The following is a 21,610-nucleotide window of genomic DNA, read 5'->3' on the forward strand; positions in this document are numbered from 1 at the left end:
TTTTGCAGCCTATAATTAAAATAGAATCACTTTCGAAAAAGTACAAAGATGCCGACCAGTTTTCTTTGAACGACGTTTCGCTAAATATAAATGAAGGAGAAATTTTTGGTTTACTCGGTCCAAACGGTGCTGGAAAAACAACCTTAATTTCAATGCTCTGCGGATTGGTAAAACCAACTTCGGGACATTTTTCAATTGATGGTTTAGACTATCAGCATCATTCTTCAAAAATTAAAAAAATAATTGGCGTGGTTCCTCAGGAATATGCCTTATATCCTACTCTTACGGCAAGAGAAAACCTGCAGTATTTTGGAAGTATGTACGGCCTGAAAGGTTCTGATCTAAAAGATAAAGTAATCGAAACTTTAGATCTTTTAGGCTTATTGAAATTTGCAGACAAACCTGTTCAGACTTTTTCTGGCGGAATGAAACGCCGTGTCAATTTAATTGCAGGAATTCTGCATAAACCAAAAGTTTTATTTTTAGATGAACCAACCGTTGGCGTTGATGTCCAGTCAAAAAATGCTATTATCGATTATCTGAAAGTGCTGAACAAAAACGGAACTTCAATTATATATACGTCTCATCATTTGGCTGAAGCCGAAGATTTCTGTACTAATATTGCCATTTTAGACCGAGGCCGAATTTACGCCAAAGGAACGCCTTCAACCTTAATTAATTCTGTTGAGGAAGCCCGAAATCTCGAAGATGTTTTTATTTCATTAACTGGTAAAGACTTGAGAGATGATATATAAAATTTGGATGTCTGTCGTAAAAGAATTTTTACTGCTTAAACGCGATTTAGGCGGTTTGATTATTCTATTTATAATGCCTTTGGTTTTGGTAATTACCGTTACTTTAATTCAGGACAGTACTTTTAAAACCGTAAGCGATTCTAAAATTCCGATTTTATTGGTTGACAATGATAAAGGTTCTGTTTCTAAAACCGTTTTTGAAAATTTAGAAAAAAGCAATTTGTTTAGCGTTGTGACGCAGGTTGAAAATAAAACGATTACAGAGGATATTGCCAGAGAAAATGTTTACAAAGGGAAATTTCAATTGGCAATCGTAATTCCAGAAAATTTAAGTTCTGATTTACAGGCCAAAGTCGATCAAAATGTGGAGAAAATCGTTAGCAGTTTAGGCATGACTGATAGTACCGCAGCCAGTGAACCTCAAAAAATAATAAAAGAGAAAGAAGTAAAACTTTATTTTGATCCAGCAGTTCAAATGAGTTTCAAAAATGCGGTCATGAGTTCTATCGACAAAATGATTTCGCAAATTGAAACTAAATCCATTTACACCACTTTCCAAAATCAATTAGGAGAAGGAACAACCGATTTTGAACAAAAAAGTTTCATTTCCTTTAAAGAAATAATTCCGAAGATTAACAACAAAGAAGTTCGCCCGAATTCGGTACAGCACAATGTTCCGGCGTGGACGCTTTTTGCGATATTTTTTATCGTAATTCCGTTATCTATTAATATTGTAAAAGAAAAATCGCAGGGAACTTTTGTTCGTTTAAGAACCAATCCAGTTTCAAATTTAGTAGTGATTATTGGAAAAACCATCACCTACTCAATCATTTGTATGATTCAGTTTTATATGATGGTTGCCGTTGCAGTATTTTTATTTCCATCCATCGGACTTCCGTCTTTAAACATCGAAGGACATTTAGCAATGATGAGTCTTGTGGCTTTATTTTCGGGTTTTGCTGCAATCGGATTCGGAATTTTATTAGGAACTGTTGCCAGCACACAGGAACAATCGGCTCCTTTTGGCGCAACAAGTGTGATCATTTTAGCAGCAATTGGCGGGATCTGGGTTCCGGTTTTTGCCATGCCGAAAATCATGCAGATCATTGCCAAATCGTCTCCTATGAACTGGGGATTAGATGCTTTTTACGATGTTTTACTTCGTAACGTTTCTTTCCTGGAAATCATCCCAAAAATAAGTTTGTTATTTTTGTTTTTCATTCTTACAACCGCCATTGCCTTATTTTATGACAAAAAGAAAAGATCAGTATAACGAAGCCACAGATTTAACAGTTTCTCACGAAATCAGAATTCGTTTTAACGAAACTGATCCGCTTGGAATTGTTTGGCACGGCAATTATATTACCTATTTCGAAGACGGACGAGAAGCTTTTGGCCGTAAACATGGACTAACTTATCTGGATATTGGAAATACCGGTTATACAACACCGATTGTAAAATCAAAATGCGAACATAAATTGTCTTTACGTTACGGCGATGTTGTAACAATTGAAACAACGGTTGTGGACACGCCCGCTGCAAAAATGATTTACCGTTTTAAAATTATTGATGATAAAGGCGAAGTCGCCTGTACAGGAGAAACCGTTCAGGTTTTTCTAGATGGCGACGGAAATTTAATGTTGACGAATCCGCCTTTTTATGAGGAATGGAAACGTAAAGTGGGGTTGTTGAAATAGAACGCGAATTTACTTCGTCTCTTCGCTGTGCTCGAGTCACGAATTAGCAAGAATTCATTTTCGTCATCCTGCAAAGTTTCCGAAACCTTGTAGGTATAAATTCTAGACAAACCAATATAACGAATAAAAACATACCTAAAAGGTTTTGGAAACCTTGCAGGAAATAAAAAACAACATAAAATCTGCTTAAATCTGCAAAATCTGCGTGAAACCTTTTTTTCAGATAAAGCTTAAAATTAAAATACCCAGAAGGTTTTTAAAACCTTGCAGGAGAAATCGAGATCATAAAATGTTAAGAGAAATATACATTACCGAAACAAATTGTATCACGCCATTAGGTTTTGATGTTGAATCTAATATCAGCGCCATTCTTCGCGGTGATTCCGGCATTCAGCTTCATAATGATATTTCTTTAATGCCGAATTCATTTTATGCTTCAATTATTTCTGATGAAAAAATAAACAGTGCTTTTTCAAAAATCAGCGCTGAAACCAAATATTCCCGTTTAGAGAAAATGATGATTTTGGCTTTAGAGCCGATTATCAAAAATTCTGGAATTGAATTAAATTCAAAAACGGCATTTATCCTTTCTACTACAAAAGGAAATGTTACGGCTTTACAAAATAATTCTGACGAAAGTTTTAATAACGCACATTTAGATGTTTTAGCAAAAAATATTTCAGATTTCTTCGGATTCAAAACACAACCAATTGTAGTTTCAAATGCTTGCGTTTCAGGAATTTTAGCGGTTTCAATTGCCAAAAGAATGATTCAGTCTGAATTGTACGACAATGTTTTTGTGGTTGCCGGCGATGAAGTTTCAGAATTTGTTTTATCTGGTTTTAATGCTTTTCAAGCCATGAGTGATCTGCCCTGCAAACCGTATTCTAAAAACAGAACCGGAGTAAGTTTAGGCGAAGCAACGGCAGCTGTTTTAATTTCGGCGGAAGCCAAAAACTCAAAAATAAAAATAATCGGCGACAGTTCTATAAACGATGCGAATCACATTTCGGGTCCGTCAAGAACGGGTGAAGGTTTGTTTAGAAGTATTCAGAATGCTTTGAAGGAAGCGAAAATTGAAGCGCATAAGTTAGATTATATTTCTGCACACGGAACCGCAACTCCGTTTAATGACGAAATGGAATCCATTGCATTAAGTCGTTTAGGTTTACAAAACGTTCCTATAAATAGTTTAAAAGGTTTTTACGGTCATACCTTAGGTGCTTCGGGATTATTAGAAACGGTAATTGCGATTGAATCTGCCAATCAAAATATGCTTTTTGAATCGAAAGGTTTTGATGAAATTGGTGTGAGTGAAACTGTAAATGTTATTGAGAAAAATGAAGAAGCGACTATTGAATATTTCTTGAAGACGGCTTCTGGATTTGGAGGTTGTAATACGGCAGTGGTTTTTGAGAAAGTGAAACACGAATTTCACTAATTTTCACGAAATTCAACTGTTCGGAAATTCCAAACAGTTCAAATATCCAACTTGTAAAGAAATTTTACAAGTTCAAAAAATGTCAACTTGCAAGGAAATCTTGACAGTTCAAATTTGATTTAATACAATGAAACTATCAAAATTCATATTTATAACTCTAATCATTCTTTCCTCTTTTGGATGTAAAAAGAAAGAAGTATCTGAATCTGATTTTGAAAAAGACGTCATGAATACTGTCTTTATCGAAATTGTAGATTCTATTTATATGGATCGAAGAACTATGTATCCGCCACCAATGCCAAGGAGAGATTTCAAAACAAATAAAGAAGATACTATTGGATATCACGATAAATTAAAAAGATATCAGATTGAACAAGACAGTATTAAAAATGATAACCATAGAATTTTAATTGGTGTTCATGATTTTATAGTAAGCAACGGAATTAATGACAGCAAATTTGATTTAACTCCTTTTAAAAACAACAAAAAATTTGATTTTCAATATGCCTCAAAATATCCCGAAGAAATTTATTGGGACATAAATGACAAAAAAAGTAAAATGCCTGTTGGCACTATTACCGTTCATAAAATTCATTTCAATAAAAGTAAAACATTAGGAACTTTAGACGCAAGTGCTTCATGTGGAGGAGGAAAATGTGGGCAAGGATTTCAAATTACAATTGAAAACAAATCTGGAAAATGGCATATTACAAAAATTTTTGATACCTGGGTTTCGTAATAGAATTTTATAATAACAATGACTCAAAAAACTCACATACAATCCTACATCACCATCCAAAACAACGAAATTGTTTTGAACGGAACTTCTGTATTCAAAACTGAACCAACAGATTTTGCTGATTTCTCGAAACAAGCTTATCGTAATTTTGAAATACAATATCCAAAGTTTTTCAAAATGGATACTTTGAGCAAACTGGCTTTTTTAGGATCAGAATTGCTTTTGAGTCCGATAACTTCAGAAGAAAAAGAACATAATATCGCTTTGGTTTTGGCCAATAAATCGTCAAGTTTAGATACCGATGTAAAATATCAGGAATCGATTTCAGACAAAGAAAACTATTTTCCGAGTCCGGCGGTTTTCGTTTATACGCTGCCAAATATTTGTCTGGGTGAAATAAGTATCCGCCATCAGCTGAAAAGTGAAAATTCTTTCTTTATATTTGATGCTTTCAATTCAGAATTTTTGTGGAACTATTCGGGGATTTTGTTAAACACAAATAAAGCTGATTCTGTTTTGTGTGGCTGGGTAGAATTTTTTAATGACAATTATAAAGCTTTTCTTTGCCTTATTAGCAAGGAAGAAAACGAGAAATATACAAACGAAACTATCAATACATTATATAATAAATAATCATGGAAGCATTAAAAGAAGAATTAAAAAATAAAATCATTACTACTTTAAACCTTGAAGATATCACAATCGCAGACATTGCTGATAACGATCCTTTGTTTGGAGACGGTTTAGGTTTAGACTCAATTGATGCACTTGAATTGATCGTGATTTTAGATAAAGATTACGGAATTAAATTAGTAGATCCGAAAGAAGGAAAAACAATTTTCCAGTCTATCGAAACTATGGCTGCATATATCAGCGCAAATAGAACTAAATAAATTTTAGATTTTAGACTTTAGATTTTAGATTTCTTAGACAGAAATATTTAGAATCCATAGTCTAAAATCATAAATCTAAAATCTAAAATGGCAAAAGGTGTTGCAATAACGGGAATGGGAATTATTTCTTCGATCGGAAATTCGGTTGAAGAGAATTACCATTCGTTAATCGAAAATAAAATCGGGATTTCCCGAATCACAAATATTTCTACAGTTCATGCGGATGTTATTAAAGTTGGTGAAATCAAAAAAACCAATGATGATCTTATCAATGAACTGCAATTAAACAGCGATAATAATTTTTCGAGAACCGCTATGATTGGCACTTTGGCAGCAAAACAAGCTGTTGAAAATGCCGGCATTACTTCTATAAATGAGTTTAGAACCGGACTTATTTCTGCTACAAGTGTGGGCGGAATGGATATGACGGAAAAACATTATTACGATTATTTCGAACAACCAGAACTGGTTAAATATATTGCCTGTCACGACGGAGGCGATGTTGCCGAAAAAATTGCCGAAGAACTGGGTTTAAAAGGAATGGTTTCTACAATTAGTACCGCTTGTTCATCTGCTGCAAATGCAATTATGCTAGGAGCGCGATTGATTAAAACTGGAAAATTAGACCGCGTTATTGTGGGCGGTGCTGATGCGATGTCAAAATTTACCATCAACGGATTTAAGACTTTGATGATTTTATCTGACGATTATAATCAGCCTTTTGATAATAACAGAAAAGGATTAAATCTTGGCGAAGCTGCGGCTTTTTTAGTTTTAGAATCGGATGAAATTGTTGAAAAGCAAAACAAAAAAGTGTTAGCACGAGTTTCTGGTTACGGAAATGCCAATGATGCTTTTCACCAAACTGCTTCTTCAGAAAATGGAGACGGCGCTTATTTAGCCATGAAAAAAGCTTTTGAAGTTTCGGGTTTACAACCTTCTGAAATTGATTACATTAATGTTCACGGCACAGCAACGCCAAATAACGATTTATCTGAAGGACGAGCTTTACTCCGAATTTATGAAAATGAAACGGTTCCTGATTTTAGTTCTACAAAACCATTTACAGGTCACACTCTAGCGGCTGCAGCTGCGATTGAAGCGGTTTACAGCGTTTTGGCCATTCAGAATAATGTGGTTTATCCGAATTTGAATTTTAAAACGCCAATGGAAGAGTTTGATTTGAAACCACAAACCTCTTTAAAAAATAAAAACATCGAACACGTTCTTTCTAACTCTTTTGGTTTTGGAGGAAATTGTTCAACCCTTATATTTTCAAAAAGCTAAAATGAAAAAAACATATATAAATGGAGTAGGCTGTATTTCGACTCAAAAAACATTTGATACTGTTTTTTTGGAAGAAGCCGTTGTAAATCACGATGAAAATGTACTGGCTATTATTCCGCCGGCGTACAAAGAGTATATTTCGCCTGCTGCAAGCCGACGCATGGCAAAAGGTGTAAAAAATGGAATCGTAGCTTCGGCTTTGGCGATGAAAGATGCGAATGTCGAAAAAGTCGATGCAATCATTACTGGGACTGGTTTAGGATGCATTGAAGATTCTGAAAAATTCCTAAAAAGTATTTTAGATAATAAAGAAAAATTTTTAACACCAACTTCTTTTATTCAGTCAACACACAATACGGTTGGTGCGCAGATTGCTCTTTTACAGCAATGTAAAGGCTATAATTTTACGTATGTAAATGGTGCGGTTTCTTTTGAATCGGCGCTTATTGATGCTAAAATGCAGATTGAAGAAGAGGAAGCCCAATCTATTTTAGTGGGCGGTGTTGACGAAAACGGAGATTACACTACCGCTCTTTTTAAACTTTCTGGCCGAATTAAAGAAGATAATAAAGCGCCTTACGAGGTTTTGACTTCGAATACAAGCGGTGCAGTTTACGGCGAAGGTGCTAATTTTTTTGTTTTAGAAAATGAAAGAAAAGACAATACGTATGCTGAACTTCTGGATATTTTGATTGTAAATACACTAAAAGAAAACGAAATTGAAGCTGAAATTACTTCCTTTTTGAAATCTAATAATTTAGAAATTTCTGATGTTGATGCTCTGATTTTAGGTTTTGACGGAAATGCAAGTTTCGAAACTTATTATAAAAATCTGGCCGCAAATGCTTTTGCTCAAACTCCAGTTTTATACTATAAACATTTGAGCGGCGAATATGATACAGCCTCTGCTTTTGCTTTTTGGATGGCTGCTAAAATTTTAAAAACTCAGGAAATTCCAGAGATTGTAAAAGTAAATTCGGTTACAAAACCATCTTATAAAACCATTTTATTGTACAATCAATTAAACGGAAAAAATCATAGTTTTACGTTACTGTCAAAATGATAACGCATAAAAACATCTCGATATTTTTTATCTTTTTATTGCTTTTACTGCTTCTTTTGAATCTCTATACCGCAATAAATACTTGGTGTTTTTTTGCTGTAATTTTTATTTGGATTGGCATAAATGCTTTTGGTTCTTCGAGAATTTCTTCTAATTATCATGTAAAAGCTTTTTGTAATAATCCACTAGAAAAAGATAAAAAAATTGCACTTACTTTTGATGACGGTCCGAGCCCTTATACTTTGGAAGTTTTAGAACTTCTTAAAAAATACAATGCAAAAGCCACTTTTTTCTGCATTGGAACAAATATTGAAAAGCATCCAGAAATCGTAAAACAAATTATTGCCGAAGGTCATTTGGTTGGAAATCATTCCTATTCCCATTCGAAATTTTTTGACTTTTATACTGCAAAAAAAATAACTGAGGAAATTCAAAAGACAGATGCACTTCTGGAAAAATTCACTTCAAAAAAAATAACCTTTTTTCGTCCGCCTTACGGAGTTACAACGCCGTCGATTCGGAGAGCTTTAAAAGTTACTGGACATAAAACAATTGGCTGGAATATCCGTTCGCTTGACGGCGGCACAAAAAATCAGGAATTAATTTTCAACCGAATTATAAAACGTGTTTCTCCCGGCGGAATCGTACTTTTGCACGATACGGCTTCGCACTCTGTTTTGGTATTGGAACAATTTTTGCAATTTTTACAGCAAAACAATTTCGAAGTGATTTCAATTGAAGAGCTTTTGAATCTTAAAGCTTATGAAATTGAACGCTGATAAAACAAGAACTCAATCGTTTAGACCTAACAGGTTTTAAAAACCTGTTAGGTCTTGCTAAACAACTTTTAACAATCTATGAAAACTAAAATAGCAATACTAATTCTTTTTATATCAGGCAGTTTGTTTGCACAAGAGCAAAAAATGACAACTGCAGAAATAGCTCAATTTAAAGAAGATGTAAATGTAGTTTCTAAAAAAATAAAAACGCTGACAACTGATTTTATTCAATATAAACATTTGGATTTTTTATCTAAAGACATTGAAACTTCGGGAAAAATGGTTTTTAAAGAACCTGCACTTTTGCAATGGCAATACAAAAAACCGTACAATTACAGCATTACTTTTAAAAACGGAAAAATCCTGATTAACGACGAAGGAAAGAAAAGCGCTGTGGATATTGGAAATAGCAAAATTTTTGCCCGAATCAATAAATTAATTATCGGAAGCGTGAGCGGGAATATGTTTGACGACAAAGAATTTGCGATTTCCTATTTTAAATTAAAAGGTCAGAATTTGGCAAAATTTGTTCCGAAAGATGCAACGTTGAAAAAATACATCAAACAAATTGAACTTACTTTTGATAAAGAAGAAGCAACCGTTGTTCAGGTAAAACTGTTGGAATCATCTGAAGATTATACCCGAATTGTACTTAAAAATAAAGTGATCAATGCAAAAATCGACGATTCAGTTTTTACTAATTAATTGCCTTTTGGCTTTGGTTCTAGTTTCTTGTGGCTCAGTCACCAAAAACTATACGCCAAAAAAATTAGATAAGACGTCTTATGAGGTACCCTATTTTTCAGATTCAAAAACTGATTATGTTTATAAAACTAATATCTCTGTTTACGGAAATGAATTATCGGGAATTTTCATCGCCAAAAAAATAAATGACACTACACATCGAATTGTTTTTACAACGGAATTCGGCAACAAATTAATGGATTTTGAAATTTCTGAAACCGATTTTAAAGTCAATTCGATTGTATCAGAATTAGACCGAAAAATTTTAATCAATACTTTAAAAGAAGATTTTCGACTGCTCTTAAAAAAGCAATATTTGATTCAGGAACAATTTGAAAACGAATCAGCATCAATTTATAAATCGGCAGATGGGAAAAGGGATAATTATATTTTTATTTCCAAAAAGAATCAAAAATTAGAAAAGATCGTTCATTCCTCCAAAACAAAAGAAAAATTTACGCTGTTTTTCAATTCAGAAAACAATATTTTTGCTGAGAAGATTCAGATCATTCACCAAAATATTAAGCTGAAAATTGAGCTGAATTATTTTAAATCAGAATAGAAAATTAAACTAATCATAAAACTAAACTAATCCAAAGATGAAAAAAATAGCCTTAATTGCCTTCGTTTTATTTATCGGAATATCAACGCAAGCACAAGTAAAAGTTAGTCCAGGACTTCGTGGCGGTTTAAATGTATCAACTCTAACTAATATAGATTATAACAATTCTAAAACAGATTTCTATGTTGGTGGATTAGTAAATATTAAATTCAACAAGTTTTTTTCGTTACAGCCAGAGATAACGTACTCAAGACAAGGTGATGAAGGAAGAGAAGATATTGGAAACGGCAATAACTATCGTTATGTAAATTATGAATTAAATTATATAACGCTTGGAGCGGTTGCTAAATTTAACTTTAATGGCGGTGGTTTTCACATTTTAGCAGGACCGTCTTTAGATATAAAAATTGATGATAATTATATCAATACAAATCCTGAAGATTATGATCTTGCCATTGTTGGCGGTGTTGGATACACGCTACCAAACGGTTTGACTCTTGAAGCGAGAATCAAACAAGGATTGGTTGATATTTATGGTTACAACGGATTTTATAATGATAATGATTATTATTACGATGATGTAATTTTAAATCAGGTTTTCCAGATTGGGATTAGTTATACGTTCAAAACAAAATAAAAAAGCATGAAAAGAATTGTCTTTTTTACTGCTGTTTTTTTTGCGGTATTACATACACAAGCCCAAGTATCTGTTAAACCAGGTTTAAGAGCTGGATTTAGTTTTTCGACAATTTCTGAAATGCACGCCAATTATAAAACAGATTTTTATGCTGGTGGTTTTGCAGCAATTAATATAACGAAGCATTATGCGCTGCAGCCGGAAATTAATTACACCAGACAAGGTTCTAATGATGTTGCCAGAAAATATTTTGACGAAAATACGCAGACTAATAAAACCGAATATCTGGATCTTGAAATAAATTATTTATCACTTTCTGTAATAAATAAATTTACTTTTAGACCAGGAATTCAATTACAAGCCGGCCCAACTTTAGACTTATTGTTAAATGATAATCTTGCGGTTAGAAAAGCGCAGAATGATCTTGGTTTGGTTTTGGGTGTTGCTTATGCACTGCCGTCTGGTTTGACATTTGAAGCACGATTTAAAAAAGGGCTCCTTGACGTTTTGAGCAGTGATTATTATCAAAATGACTCCAATAATTATTATTTATTTGGAGATTATAATACGAATATTAATCTTCAATTAGGAATTTCCTATTCATTTGGAAAATAAAAAATATGATTTTAAAAGATTTTTACAAAATACAATCAGAAGAGAAAATCTCTGATTCAAAATATAGTATTACAATTTTAATCAATGAAAAACATGAGGTTTTTAAAGGGCATTTCCCTGGAAATCCTATTATGCCTGGTGTTTGCATGATTCAGATTATCAAGGAACTTACAGAATCTATTACAAAAAGTTCTTTGATGATTCAATCTTTGGCAAATGTAAAATTCATGGCGCTGATTAATCCTGAGGTAACTCCAGAATTACGTTTAGAGCTTGATATTACAACTACCGAAGACAATTTGGTAAAAGTGAAAAACACGACTTACTTTAACGACACGACTGCTCTAAAGCTGAGCAATGTGTATAAAAAAATATAATTATGAAACTATTATTGACATTACTTTTATGGGTAAATTTTGCGGGCACGCCAGACTTGGCTTCGATCCGCAAAATGTATACAGATGTTGCAAAATCTGAAAATAATGCTAAAGATTTTGTAGAAAAACTTTCGGGCGTTTCAAACAACGATGATAAAATTTTGGTGGCTTACAAAGCGGCTTCAATTCTATTAGATTCTAAATTTGAAAGTATATTGGGAAATAAAATTTCTCGTTTTAAAGAAGGTGCGAAACTGCTTGAATCTGTTATTGCAGCTGAACCGAACAATATAGAAATCAGATTGATTCGTCTTAGTATTCAGGAAAATGTTCCTGGAATAACAGGTTATAAGAAAAACATTAAAGAGGATAAAAAATACATCACGGCACATTATGCAGAGCAAAATGCAGCTTTGAAAGAGTATGTAAAAGACTTTGTTTTGCAATCTAAAAGTTTCTCTGCCAAAGAGAAACAATTCGTGAAGTAAGCAGATGAAACTACAGCAGGAATTGCTTAATTCGACTAACTTTTGTGTTATTGTACCCACATACAATAACCAAAAAACATTGAAAAAAGTACTGGATTCTATTTTAGATTTCACCTCAAATGTTATCATTGTTAATGATGGCTCAACCGATTCGACCAGCGAAATTTTAAAGCAATATTTGGAGCTGACACAAATCCATCACCCTAAAAATTTAGGAAAAGGCCGTGCGCTTCGAAATGGATTTAGAAAAGCACTCGAATTGAATTTTGAATATGCCATTACGATAGATTCTGACGGACAACATTTTGCTGCAGATATTCCGATTTTTATTGAAGCAATTCAAAATGAACCCAATTCTCTTTTTATCGGAAGCCGCAATATGACACAGGAAAATGTTCCGAAGAAAAGCAGTTTTGGTAACAAATTTTCTAATTTCTGGTTTAAGTTTGAAACTGGAATTAAACTGGACGACACACAGTCAGGTTTTAGATTATATCCGCTTCGATTATTACCAAAGCGATTTTATACCAATAAGTTTGAATTTGAAATCGAAGTGATAGTACGCGCAGCTTGGAAAGGTATTGTTGTAAAAAACATTCCAATTCAGGTTTTGTACGATCCTGCTGAAAGGGTTTCTCATTTTCGTCCGTTTCAAGATTTTACCCGAATCAGTATTCTAAATACGGTTTTGGTGACCAACGTTTTGTTGTATATCAAACCAAGAGATTTCTTTAGAAGAGCAAAAAAAAAAGGATTTAAAAAGTTCTTTCTCGAAGATATTTTAGAAAGTTCCGATTCTGATTTTAAAAAATCGGCTGCCATTGCTTTGGGAATTTTTATTGGACTTTCTCCTTTTTGGGGATTTCAAACTATACTGCTATTTACTTTTGCGGCCATTTTTCGGCTGAATAAAGTGATTGCTTATTTGACTTCTAATGTGAGTTTTCCGCCTTTTATCCCCCTTATTATTTATGGTTCTTTGAAAATTGGCAGTTTTTTCGTTACAAGTGATGCGCCGCTTATTTTAGATACATCGATGACGTTTGAGGATATTCAAAAAAATGCTGCACAATATATCGTGGGAAGTCTTATTTTAGCAACCGTTTCAGCGCTATCAGTTGGTTTTATAAGTTATTTACTTTTAACGGCTTTTAGTAAAAAGAAAACGAATATTTAAATTAAGTTTGCCAAATATTGCCCAAGATTAAAACGATCTTCTTGCCACAAATTTCACGAATTAGCACGAATTAATTTATTTAAATTTCTGAAATTCGCAGCATTGCAAATCAGTGTAAATCACATTAATCTCTAGCAAAAAGAATTAGCGGAAATTCGTGAAATTCGTGGCAAAAAACTTTAAACCATAATCATGCATCAATACTTCTACGCCATTCATTTATTTGTAAATCGAAGAAAATCTCTTTCGGTTTTTTTGGCTGTTCTGATGCTTTTGGTTTTTGGTTTTTTTGCTTCCAGATTAAAGTTTGAAGAAGATATTACCAAACTTATTCCAACAAACGATAAAACCGATGTTACCGCAAAAGTTTTAAAACAATTAAACTTTGCTGATAAAACTACCGTAATTTTCAAACTCGAAAAAAACGGATCTGCTGATGATTTAAAGGAAATGGCTTCTCAATTTTCAGACAGCGTTTCTAAATCCTGCAAACCTTTTATAACTGGAATTCAAGGAAAAATAGACGAAGAAAACATTCAGGAAACTATCGATTTTGTTTACAACAATCTGCCGCTTTTTCTGGATGATAAAGATTATCAAAACATTCAACAGAAACTGCAAAAAGACAGCATTGCAGCGACCGTTCAGGGAAATTACAAATCAATTATTTCTCCTTCAGGATTTGTTACAAAAGATTTTATCCTTCGGGATCCGTTTGGGATTTCTTTTATCGCTTTAAAAAAATTACAGCAGTTAAATATTGGCGACGATTTTACGCTTGACAATGGTTTTGTTATGACGAAAGACAAAAAGAAATTACTTCTTTTTATCACTTCAAATATTCCTTCGAGCGAAACAGACCAGAATACTATTTTTGCCGAAAAGCTCAGATCGATTCAAGAAAATTTGAATCAGAAATATAAAGGAAAAACTTCTATCAATTATTTTGGTTCTGCTTTAATTGCGGTTGCAAATGCCAATCAAATTAAGAGCGACATTATTTTAACGACATCAATTGCGATGTTTACTTTAATGCTCATTCTGATTTTATTCTATCGTAAAATTTTAATTCCGCTGATAATCTTCCTTCCAACTGTATTTGGAGGTTTGTTTGCGGTTGCCTTTTTATATTTTGTAAGAGAACAGATTTCTGCAATTTCTTTAGGAATTGGTTCTATTTTATTGGGAATTACGATCGACTACTCCATTCATATCCTCACGCATTACAAACACAACAGCGATGTAAAAACGTTGTACAAAGACATTACAATGCCGGTAATTATGAGCAGTTCTACAACTGCGGTTGCTTTTTTATGTCTGCTTTTTGTAAAATCTGATGCGTTGAATGATCTCGGAATTTTCGCCGCAGTAATTGTTATGGCAACTGGAGTTTTCTCGCTTTTAATTGTCCCGCATTTATACAAACCAAAAGAAAATCCGGCAGAACACAAAAAAAATGTGATCGATAAAATGGCGCATTTTTCTTTTCACAATAATAAAATCCTAATCGGATTGTGTGTCATTATTACCATAATCTGCTGTTTTACTTATAACGATGTTGGTTTTAATAACGATTTATCTCAGCTCAATTTTATTCCGAAAGACATTAAAAATGCCGAGAAAGAATTGGAAGAAAGTACCAGTTTAACTTCCAAAACGATTTATGTGGCTTCATACGGAAAAAGTATGGAAGAAGCTTTGCAGCACAATACGCAGCTTTTTGGAGATTTAACTGCAGACAAACAACACGATAAAATTTTAAACTTTAGTTCAATTGGCGGTATTGTACTTTCTCAAAAAGCACAGCTTCAGAAAATTGAGAAATGGAATTCATTTTGGACTTCGCAGAAAAAACAATTCGTACAATCAGAATTAATCAATGAAGGTTCGAAACTTGGCTTTAAACCCACAACATACAATCTGTTTTTTGATCATTTGAATTTTAATTTCAAACCGATTACAGCAGATGATTATTTAAAAATAAAAGCTTTACAATTACAAGAATTTATAACGGAGAAAAACGGTTTTTATACGATTTCAAGTTTGGTAAAAGTTGCGCCAGAACAGCGTGATGCATTTGTAAAATCGGCTTCTGTAAAAGAAAATGTAATTGCAATCGATCGCCAGCAAATGAACGAAACGTTTTTCAGTACTTTAAAAACCGATTTTAATTCGCTTGTAAATTATTCTTTTGTTGCCGTAATCTTGATTCTATTTTTCTTTTTCCGAAGAATCGAATTGGTCATTATCAGCTGTATTCCAATTGCTTTAACTGGAATTGTAACGGCAGGAATTATGGGAATTTTTGGCATTCAAATGAATATTTTCAGCATAATTGTCTGCACTTTGATTTTTGGTCACGGAGTTGATTTCAGTATTTTTATGACCAGCGCATTACAAAAAGAATATTCTACTGGAGTCAATGAAATTGCGGTTTACAGAACATCTATTATACTGGCAGTTATTACTACTATTTTAGGAATTGGCGCCATGATATTTGCCAAACATCCCGCATTGACTTCTATTTCAGCGGTTTCTTTAATTGGGGTTTTTGCCGCCTTGATTATTACGTTTATATTTTATCCTATTCTGTTTAAATTATTTCTGTCGAATCGTCCTAAAAAAGGAAATCCTCCTTTTCAATTGCGAACATTTACTCACGGTGTAATTTCGTTTGCTTATTATGGTCTTGGCGGTATTGTAATGTCGATTTTAAGTTTTACAATCATGCCGATTTTACCAATTAACAAAAAAGCAAAAATGAAAGGCTTTCGATATGTGATTTCAAAATTCATGAAATCAGTATTGTATTCGAATCCGTTTATACGTAAAAATGTCATTAATAATTTTAATGAAACCTTCGAAAAACCAGCTGTAATTATTGCCAATCATTCTTCGTTTATAGACATTCTGACCATCGGAATGCTGAGTCCGAAAATTATTTTTCTGGTAAGCGACTGGGTTTATAATTCTCCGATTTTTGGCGGTGTAGTTAGAAAAGCTGGATTTTATCCTGTTTCTGAAGGTTTAGAAGGCGGCGTGGAACATTTGCGTAAAAAAATAGAAGAAGGCTATTCTTTAATGATTTTCCCAGAAGGAACTCGTTCAGAGAATAATGCAATCAAGCGATTCCATAAAGGCGCTTTTTTCCTTGCCGATGAATTCAATTTAGATATAATTCCGATTGTTATCCATGGCGCTTCAGAATTAATTCCGAAAGGTGATTTTGTCATTCATCATGGAAAATTGACGGTTTCTATTTTAAAAAGAATTACTCCAGATGATCATTCATTCGGAACAAATTATGCAGAAAGAAGCAAACAAATAAGTTCGTTCTTTAAAGCAGAATATCGAAAAATACGCGAGCAGTTTGAAGGTCCCGATTACTTCAAAAAAATGCTGATTGCCAGTTACGATTACAAAGAAATTGAAATTGGCAACAGTGTTAAAAAAGATTTACAACAAAATCTAGAAACGTATTACAACTTAAATAAACACATTGAGCCAAAAGCAAAAATCCTGCATTTAGGAAACGATTATGGTCAGCTGGATGTTTTAATGGCTTTGCAGGAACCGCAGCGAAAGATATTTTCTTTTATTAATGAGGAAGAAAAGTTGCTGGTTGCAAAAACAAATTACATTGTAACAAAAAGAAAAATAGTATATCTCGATCAATTCGAATCGAATCTTGACAATCAATTTGATGTTTTATTAATTTCTGATGAAAGTTATAAGAATGAGATTGAAAAAGTAATTCAAAATGTTTCTTTTGTAATTTTAGTAAATTGTTCTCTTTTAAAAAATCAGTTTCCAAATTTCGATTTTGAAATTGTTTCTGAAGAAAATAATTTAGTTGTTTTAAAGAAAAAATAATGAAAAAGCAGTACGATGTAGTCATAATTGGCAGCGGTTTAGGCGGATTGGTTTCTGCCGTTATTCTGGCAAAAGAAGGCTACAGCGTTTGTGTGCTCGAAAAAAACAATCAATACGGCGGCAATCTCCAAACTTTTGTTAGAGATAAAACTATTTTTGACACGGGAATTCATTATATCGGAGGTTTAGGCGAGGGCCAAAATCTAAATCAATATTTTAAATATATTGGAATAATGGATCATTTAAATCTGAAAAAATTAGATGAAAATGGTTTTGATATTATTTCTTTTGAAGATGATAAAATCGAATATCCGCATGCGCAGGGCGTCGAAAATTTTATTGAACAATTAGCGAATTACTTTCCCGAAGAAAGAGAAAACCTTTTCAACTACTGTCAGAAAATAAAAGAAGTCTGCAAAGCTTTTCCTCTCTACAATTTAGAATCTGACGGAAAATATGATGCCGAAATTCTAACGCTTAACGCAAAAGAAACAATCGATTCTTTTACGCAAAATGAAAAATTAAAAGCCGTTTTGGCGGGATCCAATTTTCTTTACGCTGGGATTACCGAAAAATCACCTTTTTATGTACACGCTCTGATTGTCAATTCGTATATTGAAAGTTCTTGGCGCTGTATAAATGGAGGCAGTCAGATAACGAAGCAACTTCTGAAACAACTTAAAAAATACGGAGGCGAATTTTTTAAACATAAAGAAGTAACCAAATTTGAAGTTGAAAACCAAAAAGTCAATTCGGTAAAAATAAAAGACGGTTCTGAAGTTTCGGGAACGTATTTTATTTCTAACATCGAACCTAAAACGACTTTGAAAATGGCGGGTCAGGAAAACTTCCGAAAACCATTTTTCAATAGAATTCAAAACCTCGAAAGTGTACTTTCTGCATTTAGTCTTTATATCGTTTTTAAACCCAAAACTTTCAAATATATCAATCATAATTATTATCATTTTAAAAGTGCCAATGATGTTTGGACCGCTTATGATTATGACGAAAATTCATGGCCCAAAACTTTTATGGCTTCAATGAATCCGTCGCAAAAAGACGAAGAATGGGCAGACGGAATGACTTTTTTAACGTACATGAAATATGATGAAGTTAAAACTTGGGCAAATACTTTTAATACCACTTTTGAAGAAAACGATCGAGGTGAAAGTTACGAGGAATTCAAAGCCAAAAAAGCAGCTGCATTTTTAGCTGAAATAGAGAAAAAATTTCCGGAAATCAAAGACTGCATAAAATCGGTACATACTTCTACCCCGCTTTCGTATCGCGATTATATTGGCGGTGACGGCGGTAATATGTACGGTTATGTTAAAGATTCTAATAATCCGATGAAAACCTTAATTCCGTCTAAAACTAAACTTGAAAATCTGTATCTTACAGGCCAAAGTATTAACATGCACGGTGTCTTGGGTGTTACGGTTGGGGCGGTTGTAACTTGCTCTGAAATTGTAGGAAAAGAATATCTGCTGGAAAAAATTAAAAAAGCATCTGAATAATTGAATCATGAAAAGCCGAGTTACTTATTTCTTCCTTATCGGTTTTTTCAGTCTGTTGATTTCCTGCGGTACATCAAAATCAAAACATCATAAACCCGATATTGCGGCTTATAATTCGACAAAACCTGTTGTCGAGAAATTATCTGACAGCGCTTTTATCTCTGGAAAAAATTCGTTTTTAAAAAATAAACAAGGCCTTTGGGAATTATACGTCGAAGGCGATCCGCTTGAAATTGGTTTGACAACTGGAGCCTTAACCGACTCCCTTTTGAAAAAACAACAGCGCATTTTTTTCTCCAAAATAACCGATTTTATTCCGTCCAAATTTCAGCAGAAAATGCTTCGTCAGTTTTTAAAATGGTACAATCGAAAATTATATTTGAATGTTCCAAATGAATATCAGACGGAAATTTACGGTGTTTCGCAATATACTTCGAACGAATTTGATAATATCGCACCGCAATATCAGCGCAGTTTATATTTGCACGCCGCACACGATATTGGCCACGCACTGCAGGATTTAGCTTTAGTTGGCTGTTCTTCGTTTGCGGCTTGGAACGAAAAATCGGAAGATGGAAATTTAATTCTCGCTCGAAATTTTGATTTTTATGTGAATGACGCTTTCGCGGAAAATAAAATAGCGGCCTTTATAAAACCAAAAGAAGGTTATCCTTTTATGATGGTTACCTGGCCGGGAATGATCGGAGCGGTTTCTGGAATGAATTACGAAGGATTGACTGTAACTATAAATGCTTCAAAATCTAAAATTCCGTTGAGCGCGAAAACTCCGATTTCGATTTTGACGCGTGAAATTTTACAGCATGCCAAGAATTTAAACGAAGCCATAGCCATTGCAAAAAAGAGAAAAGTATTTGTTTCTGAATCTATTATGGTAGGAAGTGCCATTGACAACAAAGCCATTTTAATTGAAGTTTCGCCCAATAAAATGGATGTTTATGATGTTCAGAACAGCGATCAATTAATCTGTTCGAATCATTTTCAAGGAGAAGCTTTTGCAGCCGATAAACGAAATCAAGAGCAAATTTTGAATAGCCATTCTGAATATCGATTGGAAAGAATGCAAGAATTACTGTCTGAAAATCCGAAAGTAAATCCTGAAATTGCTTCCCAAATTCTTCGAAATAAAGACGGCTTACAAAACATTTCTTTAGGATACGGAAATGAAAAAGCACTCAATCAACTGCTCGCACATCACGGAATTATTTTTAAACCTAAAGAAAAATTAGTCTGGGTTTCTGCAAATCCATATCAATTGGGTGAATTTGTATGTTATGATTTGAATTCCATTTTTGGTGAAAATAAAAATGGCGCTGTATCTTTTCAAAAAGAAAATCTTAATATTGCCAAGGATCCATTTTTGGAAACTACTGCTTTTCAGAATTTTAAAAAGTTTAAAATTGAAGATCATAAAATAGATTCGCTTCTGGAAAAGAAAGAAACTATTTCTCCAGAATTCATTCCAAATTATCAATCGTTAAACCCCGATTATTGGGTTGTATATTATAAGGCAGGATTGTACTTTTACCAAAAAAAGGAATATCTGCAGGCCAAGCTTAATTTTGAAAAAGCTTTAAGCCATGAAATTACTACAGTTCCTGAAAAAGAAAAGATTGAAAAATATTTAAAAAAAGTCAAAAGAAAATTACAATGATTCCAGCAATAGAAAAAGATTCTTTAGAAGAAATTAAAATTTTTCAAGAACAAAAATTAGTCTCACTTTTAGAATATATCAGTCAAAATTCTCCTTTTTACAAAAGACTTTTTGCGGGACAAAATATTGATATTTCAAAAGTGAAAACGCTGGAAGATTTACAATTTCTACCTGTTACCACAAAAGAAGATTTACAGCAGTATAATGATGATTTTTTGTGTGTTCCGCAGCATCAAATTATAGATTATGCTTCGACTTCTGGAACTTTGGGCGATCCTGTAACTTTTGGTTTAACTGATTCAGATCTAGATCGATTGGCTTATAACGAAGCGATTTCTTTTGCATGCGCTGGAATTGCAGAAGGCGATGTGGTACAATTAATGACCACAATTGACAGAAAATTTATGGCTGGTTTAGCTTATTTTCTCGGTCTCAGAAAACTGAAAGTTGGAGTAATTCGTGTTGGTGCGGGAATTCCAGAAATGCAGTGGGATTCTATTTTAAAATACAATCCGTCTTATTTAATTACGGTTCCTTCTTTTCTTCTAAAACTAATTGAATACGCTGAAGCTCACGGAATTGATTATAATAATTCAAGTATAAAAGGCGCTGTCTGCATTGGAGAATCTTTGAGAGAACAGGATTTTTCTATGAATATTTTATCGAAAAAAATTACCGATAAATGGAATATTAAGCTGTTTTCGACTTATGCTTCGACAGAAATGAGTACGGCTTTTACAGAATGTGAACACGGAAAAGGCGGGCATCATCATCCAGAATTGATTATTGTTGAAGTCTTGGATGAAGAAAATCAGCCTGTAAAAAATGGAGAAACCGGCGAACTGACTTTTACAACTTTAGGAATTGAAGCCATGCCTTTATTACGTTTTAAAACTGGCGATATTGTTCAGCTTCACAACGAACCTTGTGCGTGCGGCAGAAATACTTTGCGTGTTGGTCCAGTTGTCGGCCGTAAAAAACAAATGATCAAATATAAAGGAACAACGCTTTATCCGCCAGCGATGAACGATGTTTTGAGTAGTTTTGATACTATCGAAAATCATCTTATTGAAATCTCTACAAACGATTTAGGAACAGATGAAATCCTGATTAAAATTGCCACAAAAAATCAAACTCCAGAATTTCTGCAAGAAATTAAAGATCACTTTAGAGCCAAATTAAGAGTAACTCCCAAAATAGAATTTGCTTCAAAAGAAGTTTTAAATCCACTGGTTTTCAATCCAATGAGTCGTAAACCAATTCGGTTTTTTGATTATCGTTAAAGGTACAAAGT

Annotated in this window: 21 protein-coding genes; all 21 read left to right on the forward strand. The window is 33.4% G+C overall.

What is annotated here, in order from left to right; genetic code table 11:
* The first annotated feature begins 2 nt into the window (after positions 1–2).
* The 21 genes from BSF42_RS09085 to BSF42_RS09185 all read left to right on the forward strand — a co-directional run bounded on the left by BSF42_RS09085 (position 3) and on the right by BSF42_RS09185 (position 21,599).
* Positions 3–755 carry an ABC transporter ATP-binding protein gene (locus tag BSF42_RS09085; protein WP_095952776.1) on the forward strand — a complete coding sequence of 251 codons (753 nt, stop codon included), beginning with the start codon at positions 3–5 and terminating at the stop codon, positions 753–755.
* Positions 745–2,028 carry an ABC transporter permease gene (locus BSF42_RS09090; protein ID WP_172426664.1) on the forward strand — a complete coding sequence of 428 codons (1,284 nt, stop codon included), beginning with the start codon at positions 745–747 and terminating at the stop codon, positions 2,026–2,028. Before BSF42_RS09085 ends, BSF42_RS09090 begins: the two co-directional genes overlap by 11 nt.
* Complete coding sequence (locus BSF42_RS09095; RefSeq protein ID WP_095952777.1) at positions 2,003–2,452, forward strand: thioesterase family protein; 450 nt, start codon at positions 2,003–2,005, stop codon at positions 2,450–2,452. The genes BSF42_RS09090 and BSF42_RS09095 overlap by 26 nt, the downstream gene beginning before the upstream one ends.
* 289 nt (positions 2,453–2,741) lie before the next feature.
* A complete protein-coding gene (locus tag BSF42_RS09100; RefSeq protein WP_095952778.1) occupies positions 2,742–3,893 on the forward strand; it encodes a beta-ketoacyl synthase N-terminal-like domain-containing protein in 1,152 nt (383 codons plus the stop codon).
* A gap of 127 nt (positions 3,894–4,020) precedes the next feature.
* On the forward strand, positions 4,021–4,632 hold the full coding sequence (locus BSF42_RS09105) for a hypothetical protein (protein ID WP_141248443.1): 612 nt from the start codon (positions 4,021–4,023) through the stop codon (positions 4,630–4,632).
* Between the two features lie 18 nt (positions 4,633–4,650).
* Complete coding sequence (locus tag BSF42_RS09110) at positions 4,651–5,265, forward strand: 3-oxoacyl-ACP synthase (protein ID WP_095952780.1); 615 nt, start codon at positions 4,651–4,653, stop codon at positions 5,263–5,265.
* Positions 5,266–5,267: 2 nt separating this feature from the next.
* Positions 5,268–5,525, forward strand: coding sequence for a phosphopantetheine-binding protein (locus BSF42_RS09115; protein WP_078006566.1), 258 nt, complete (start codon positions 5,268–5,270; stop codon positions 5,523–5,525).
* 87 nt (positions 5,526–5,612) lie between these two features.
* A complete protein-coding gene (locus tag BSF42_RS09120) occupies positions 5,613–6,812 on the forward strand; it encodes a beta-ketoacyl-[acyl-carrier-protein] synthase family protein (protein WP_095952781.1) in 1,200 nt (399 codons plus the stop codon).
* 1 nt (position 6,813) lies between these two features.
* Positions 6,814–7,875 (forward strand): beta-ketoacyl synthase N-terminal-like domain-containing protein, encoded by a 1,062-nt coding sequence (locus BSF42_RS09125; protein WP_095952782.1) that lies wholly within the window; start codon positions 6,814–6,816, stop codon positions 7,873–7,875.
* Positions 7,872–8,654: a polysaccharide deacetylase family protein gene (locus tag BSF42_RS09130; RefSeq protein ID WP_095952783.1), complete on the forward strand. Its 783-nt coding sequence runs from the start codon at positions 7,872–7,874 to the stop codon at positions 8,652–8,654. Before BSF42_RS09125 ends, BSF42_RS09130 begins: the two co-directional genes overlap by 4 nt.
* Positions 8,655–8,732: 78 nt before the next feature.
* Positions 8,733–9,359: an outer membrane lipoprotein carrier protein LolA gene (locus BSF42_RS09135; RefSeq protein ID WP_095952784.1), complete on the forward strand. Its 627-nt coding sequence runs from the start codon at positions 8,733–8,735 to the stop codon at positions 9,357–9,359.
* A complete protein-coding gene (locus BSF42_RS09140; protein ID WP_095952785.1) occupies positions 9,325–9,960 on the forward strand; it encodes a hypothetical protein in 636 nt (211 codons plus the stop codon). The genes BSF42_RS09135 and BSF42_RS09140 overlap by 35 nt, the downstream gene beginning before the upstream one ends.
* A 37-nt stretch (positions 9,961–9,997) precedes the next feature.
* Complete coding sequence (locus BSF42_RS09145; protein ID WP_095952786.1) at positions 9,998–10,597, forward strand: porin family protein; 600 nt, start codon at positions 9,998–10,000, stop codon at positions 10,595–10,597.
* Between the two features lie 6 nt (positions 10,598–10,603).
* The gene (locus tag BSF42_RS09150) at positions 10,604–11,212 is read left to right on the forward strand and encodes an outer membrane beta-barrel protein (protein ID WP_095952787.1); all 609 of its coding nucleotides are present in this window, start codon (positions 10,604–10,606) and stop codon (positions 11,210–11,212) included.
* A gap of 5 nt (positions 11,213–11,217) precedes the next feature.
* Positions 11,218–11,589, forward strand: a complete 372-nt coding sequence (locus BSF42_RS09155) for a 3-hydroxyacyl-ACP dehydratase (RefSeq protein ID WP_095952788.1) — start codon at positions 11,218–11,220, stop codon at positions 11,587–11,589.
* Between the two features lie 2 nt (positions 11,590–11,591).
* Entirely contained in the window at positions 11,592–12,077 is a 486-nt protein-coding gene (locus BSF42_RS09160; protein ID WP_095952789.1) for a hypothetical protein, read from the forward strand.
* Between the two features lie 4 nt (positions 12,078–12,081).
* Complete coding sequence (locus tag BSF42_RS09165; RefSeq protein WP_095952790.1) at positions 12,082–13,254, forward strand: DUF2062 domain-containing protein; 1,173 nt, start codon at positions 12,082–12,084, stop codon at positions 13,252–13,254.
* A 192-nt stretch (positions 13,255–13,446) separates the two neighbouring features.
* Positions 13,447–17,127, forward strand: coding sequence for a 1-acyl-sn-glycerol-3-phosphate acyltransferase (locus BSF42_RS09170; RefSeq protein WP_095952791.1), 3,681 nt, complete (start codon positions 13,447–13,449; stop codon positions 17,125–17,127).
* Positions 17,127–18,644, forward strand: a complete 1,518-nt coding sequence (locus BSF42_RS09175; RefSeq protein ID WP_095952792.1) for an NAD(P)/FAD-dependent oxidoreductase — start codon at positions 17,127–17,129, stop codon at positions 18,642–18,644. The genes BSF42_RS09170 and BSF42_RS09175 overlap by 1 nt, the downstream gene beginning before the upstream one ends.
* A gap of 7 nt (positions 18,645–18,651) precedes the next feature.
* Positions 18,652–20,316, forward strand: coding sequence for a C45 family peptidase (locus tag BSF42_RS09180; RefSeq protein WP_095952793.1), 1,665 nt, complete (start codon positions 18,652–18,654; stop codon positions 20,314–20,316).
* Positions 20,313–21,599: a phenylacetate--CoA ligase family protein gene (locus tag BSF42_RS09185; RefSeq protein ID WP_095952794.1), complete on the forward strand. Its 1,287-nt coding sequence runs from the start codon at positions 20,313–20,315 to the stop codon at positions 21,597–21,599. Before BSF42_RS09180 ends, BSF42_RS09185 begins: the two co-directional genes overlap by 4 nt.
* Positions 21,600–21,610 lie beyond the last annotated feature (11 nt).

It is taken from the genome of Flavobacterium sp. ACN6 (assembly GCF_002304005.1).
In the GTDB taxonomy this organism is placed as follows: Bacteria; Bacteroidota; Bacteroidia; order Flavobacteriales; family Flavobacteriaceae; genus Flavobacterium.

Coding starts and splice junctions, on each gene's coding strand:
- BSF42_RS09090 (WP_172426664.1), top strand. CDS start 745: ATGATATATAAAATTTGGATGTCTGTCGTAAAAGAATTTTTACTGCTT.
- BSF42_RS09095 (WP_095952777.1), top strand. CDS start 2,003: ATGACAAAAAGAAAAGATCAGTATAACGAAGCCACAGATTTAACAGTT.
- BSF42_RS09100 (WP_095952778.1), top strand. CDS start 2,742: ATGTTAAGAGAAATATACATTACCGAAACAAATTGTATCACGCCATTA.
- BSF42_RS09105 (WP_141248443.1), top strand. CDS start 4,021: ATGAAACTATCAAAATTCATATTTATAACTCTAATCATTCTTTCCTCT.
- BSF42_RS09110 (WP_095952780.1), top strand. CDS start 4,651: ATGACTCAAAAAACTCACATACAATCCTACATCACCATCCAAAACAAC.
- BSF42_RS09115 (WP_078006566.1), top strand. CDS start 5,268: ATGGAAGCATTAAAAGAAGAATTAAAAAATAAAATCATTACTACTTTA.
- BSF42_RS09120 (WP_095952781.1), top strand. CDS start 5,613: ATGGCAAAAGGTGTTGCAATAACGGGAATGGGAATTATTTCTTCGATC.
- BSF42_RS09125 (WP_095952782.1), top strand. CDS start 6,814: ATGAAAAAAACATATATAAATGGAGTAGGCTGTATTTCGACTCAAAAA.
- BSF42_RS09130 (WP_095952783.1), top strand. CDS start 7,872: ATGATAACGCATAAAAACATCTCGATATTTTTTATCTTTTTATTGCTT.
- BSF42_RS09135 (WP_095952784.1), top strand. CDS start 8,733: ATGAAAACTAAAATAGCAATACTAATTCTTTTTATATCAGGCAGTTTG.
- BSF42_RS09140 (WP_095952785.1), top strand. CDS start 9,325: ATGCAAAAATCGACGATTCAGTTTTTACTAATTAATTGCCTTTTGGCT.
- BSF42_RS09145 (WP_095952786.1), top strand. CDS start 9,998: ATGAAAAAAATAGCCTTAATTGCCTTCGTTTTATTTATCGGAATATCA.
- BSF42_RS09150 (WP_095952787.1), top strand. CDS start 10,604: ATGAAAAGAATTGTCTTTTTTACTGCTGTTTTTTTTGCGGTATTACAT.
- BSF42_RS09155 (WP_095952788.1), top strand. CDS start 11,218: ATGATTTTAAAAGATTTTTACAAAATACAATCAGAAGAGAAAATCTCT.
- BSF42_RS09160 (WP_095952789.1), top strand. CDS start 11,592: ATGAAACTATTATTGACATTACTTTTATGGGTAAATTTTGCGGGCACG.
- BSF42_RS09165 (WP_095952790.1), top strand. CDS start 12,082: ATGAAACTACAGCAGGAATTGCTTAATTCGACTAACTTTTGTGTTATT.
- BSF42_RS09170 (WP_095952791.1), top strand. CDS start 13,447: ATGCATCAATACTTCTACGCCATTCATTTATTTGTAAATCGAAGAAAA.
- BSF42_RS09175 (WP_095952792.1), top strand. CDS start 17,127: ATGAAAAAGCAGTACGATGTAGTCATAATTGGCAGCGGTTTAGGCGGA.
- BSF42_RS09180 (WP_095952793.1), top strand. CDS start 18,652: ATGAAAAGCCGAGTTACTTATTTCTTCCTTATCGGTTTTTTCAGTCTG.
- BSF42_RS09185 (WP_095952794.1), top strand. CDS start 20,313: ATGATTCCAGCAATAGAAAAAGATTCTTTAGAAGAAATTAAAATTTTT.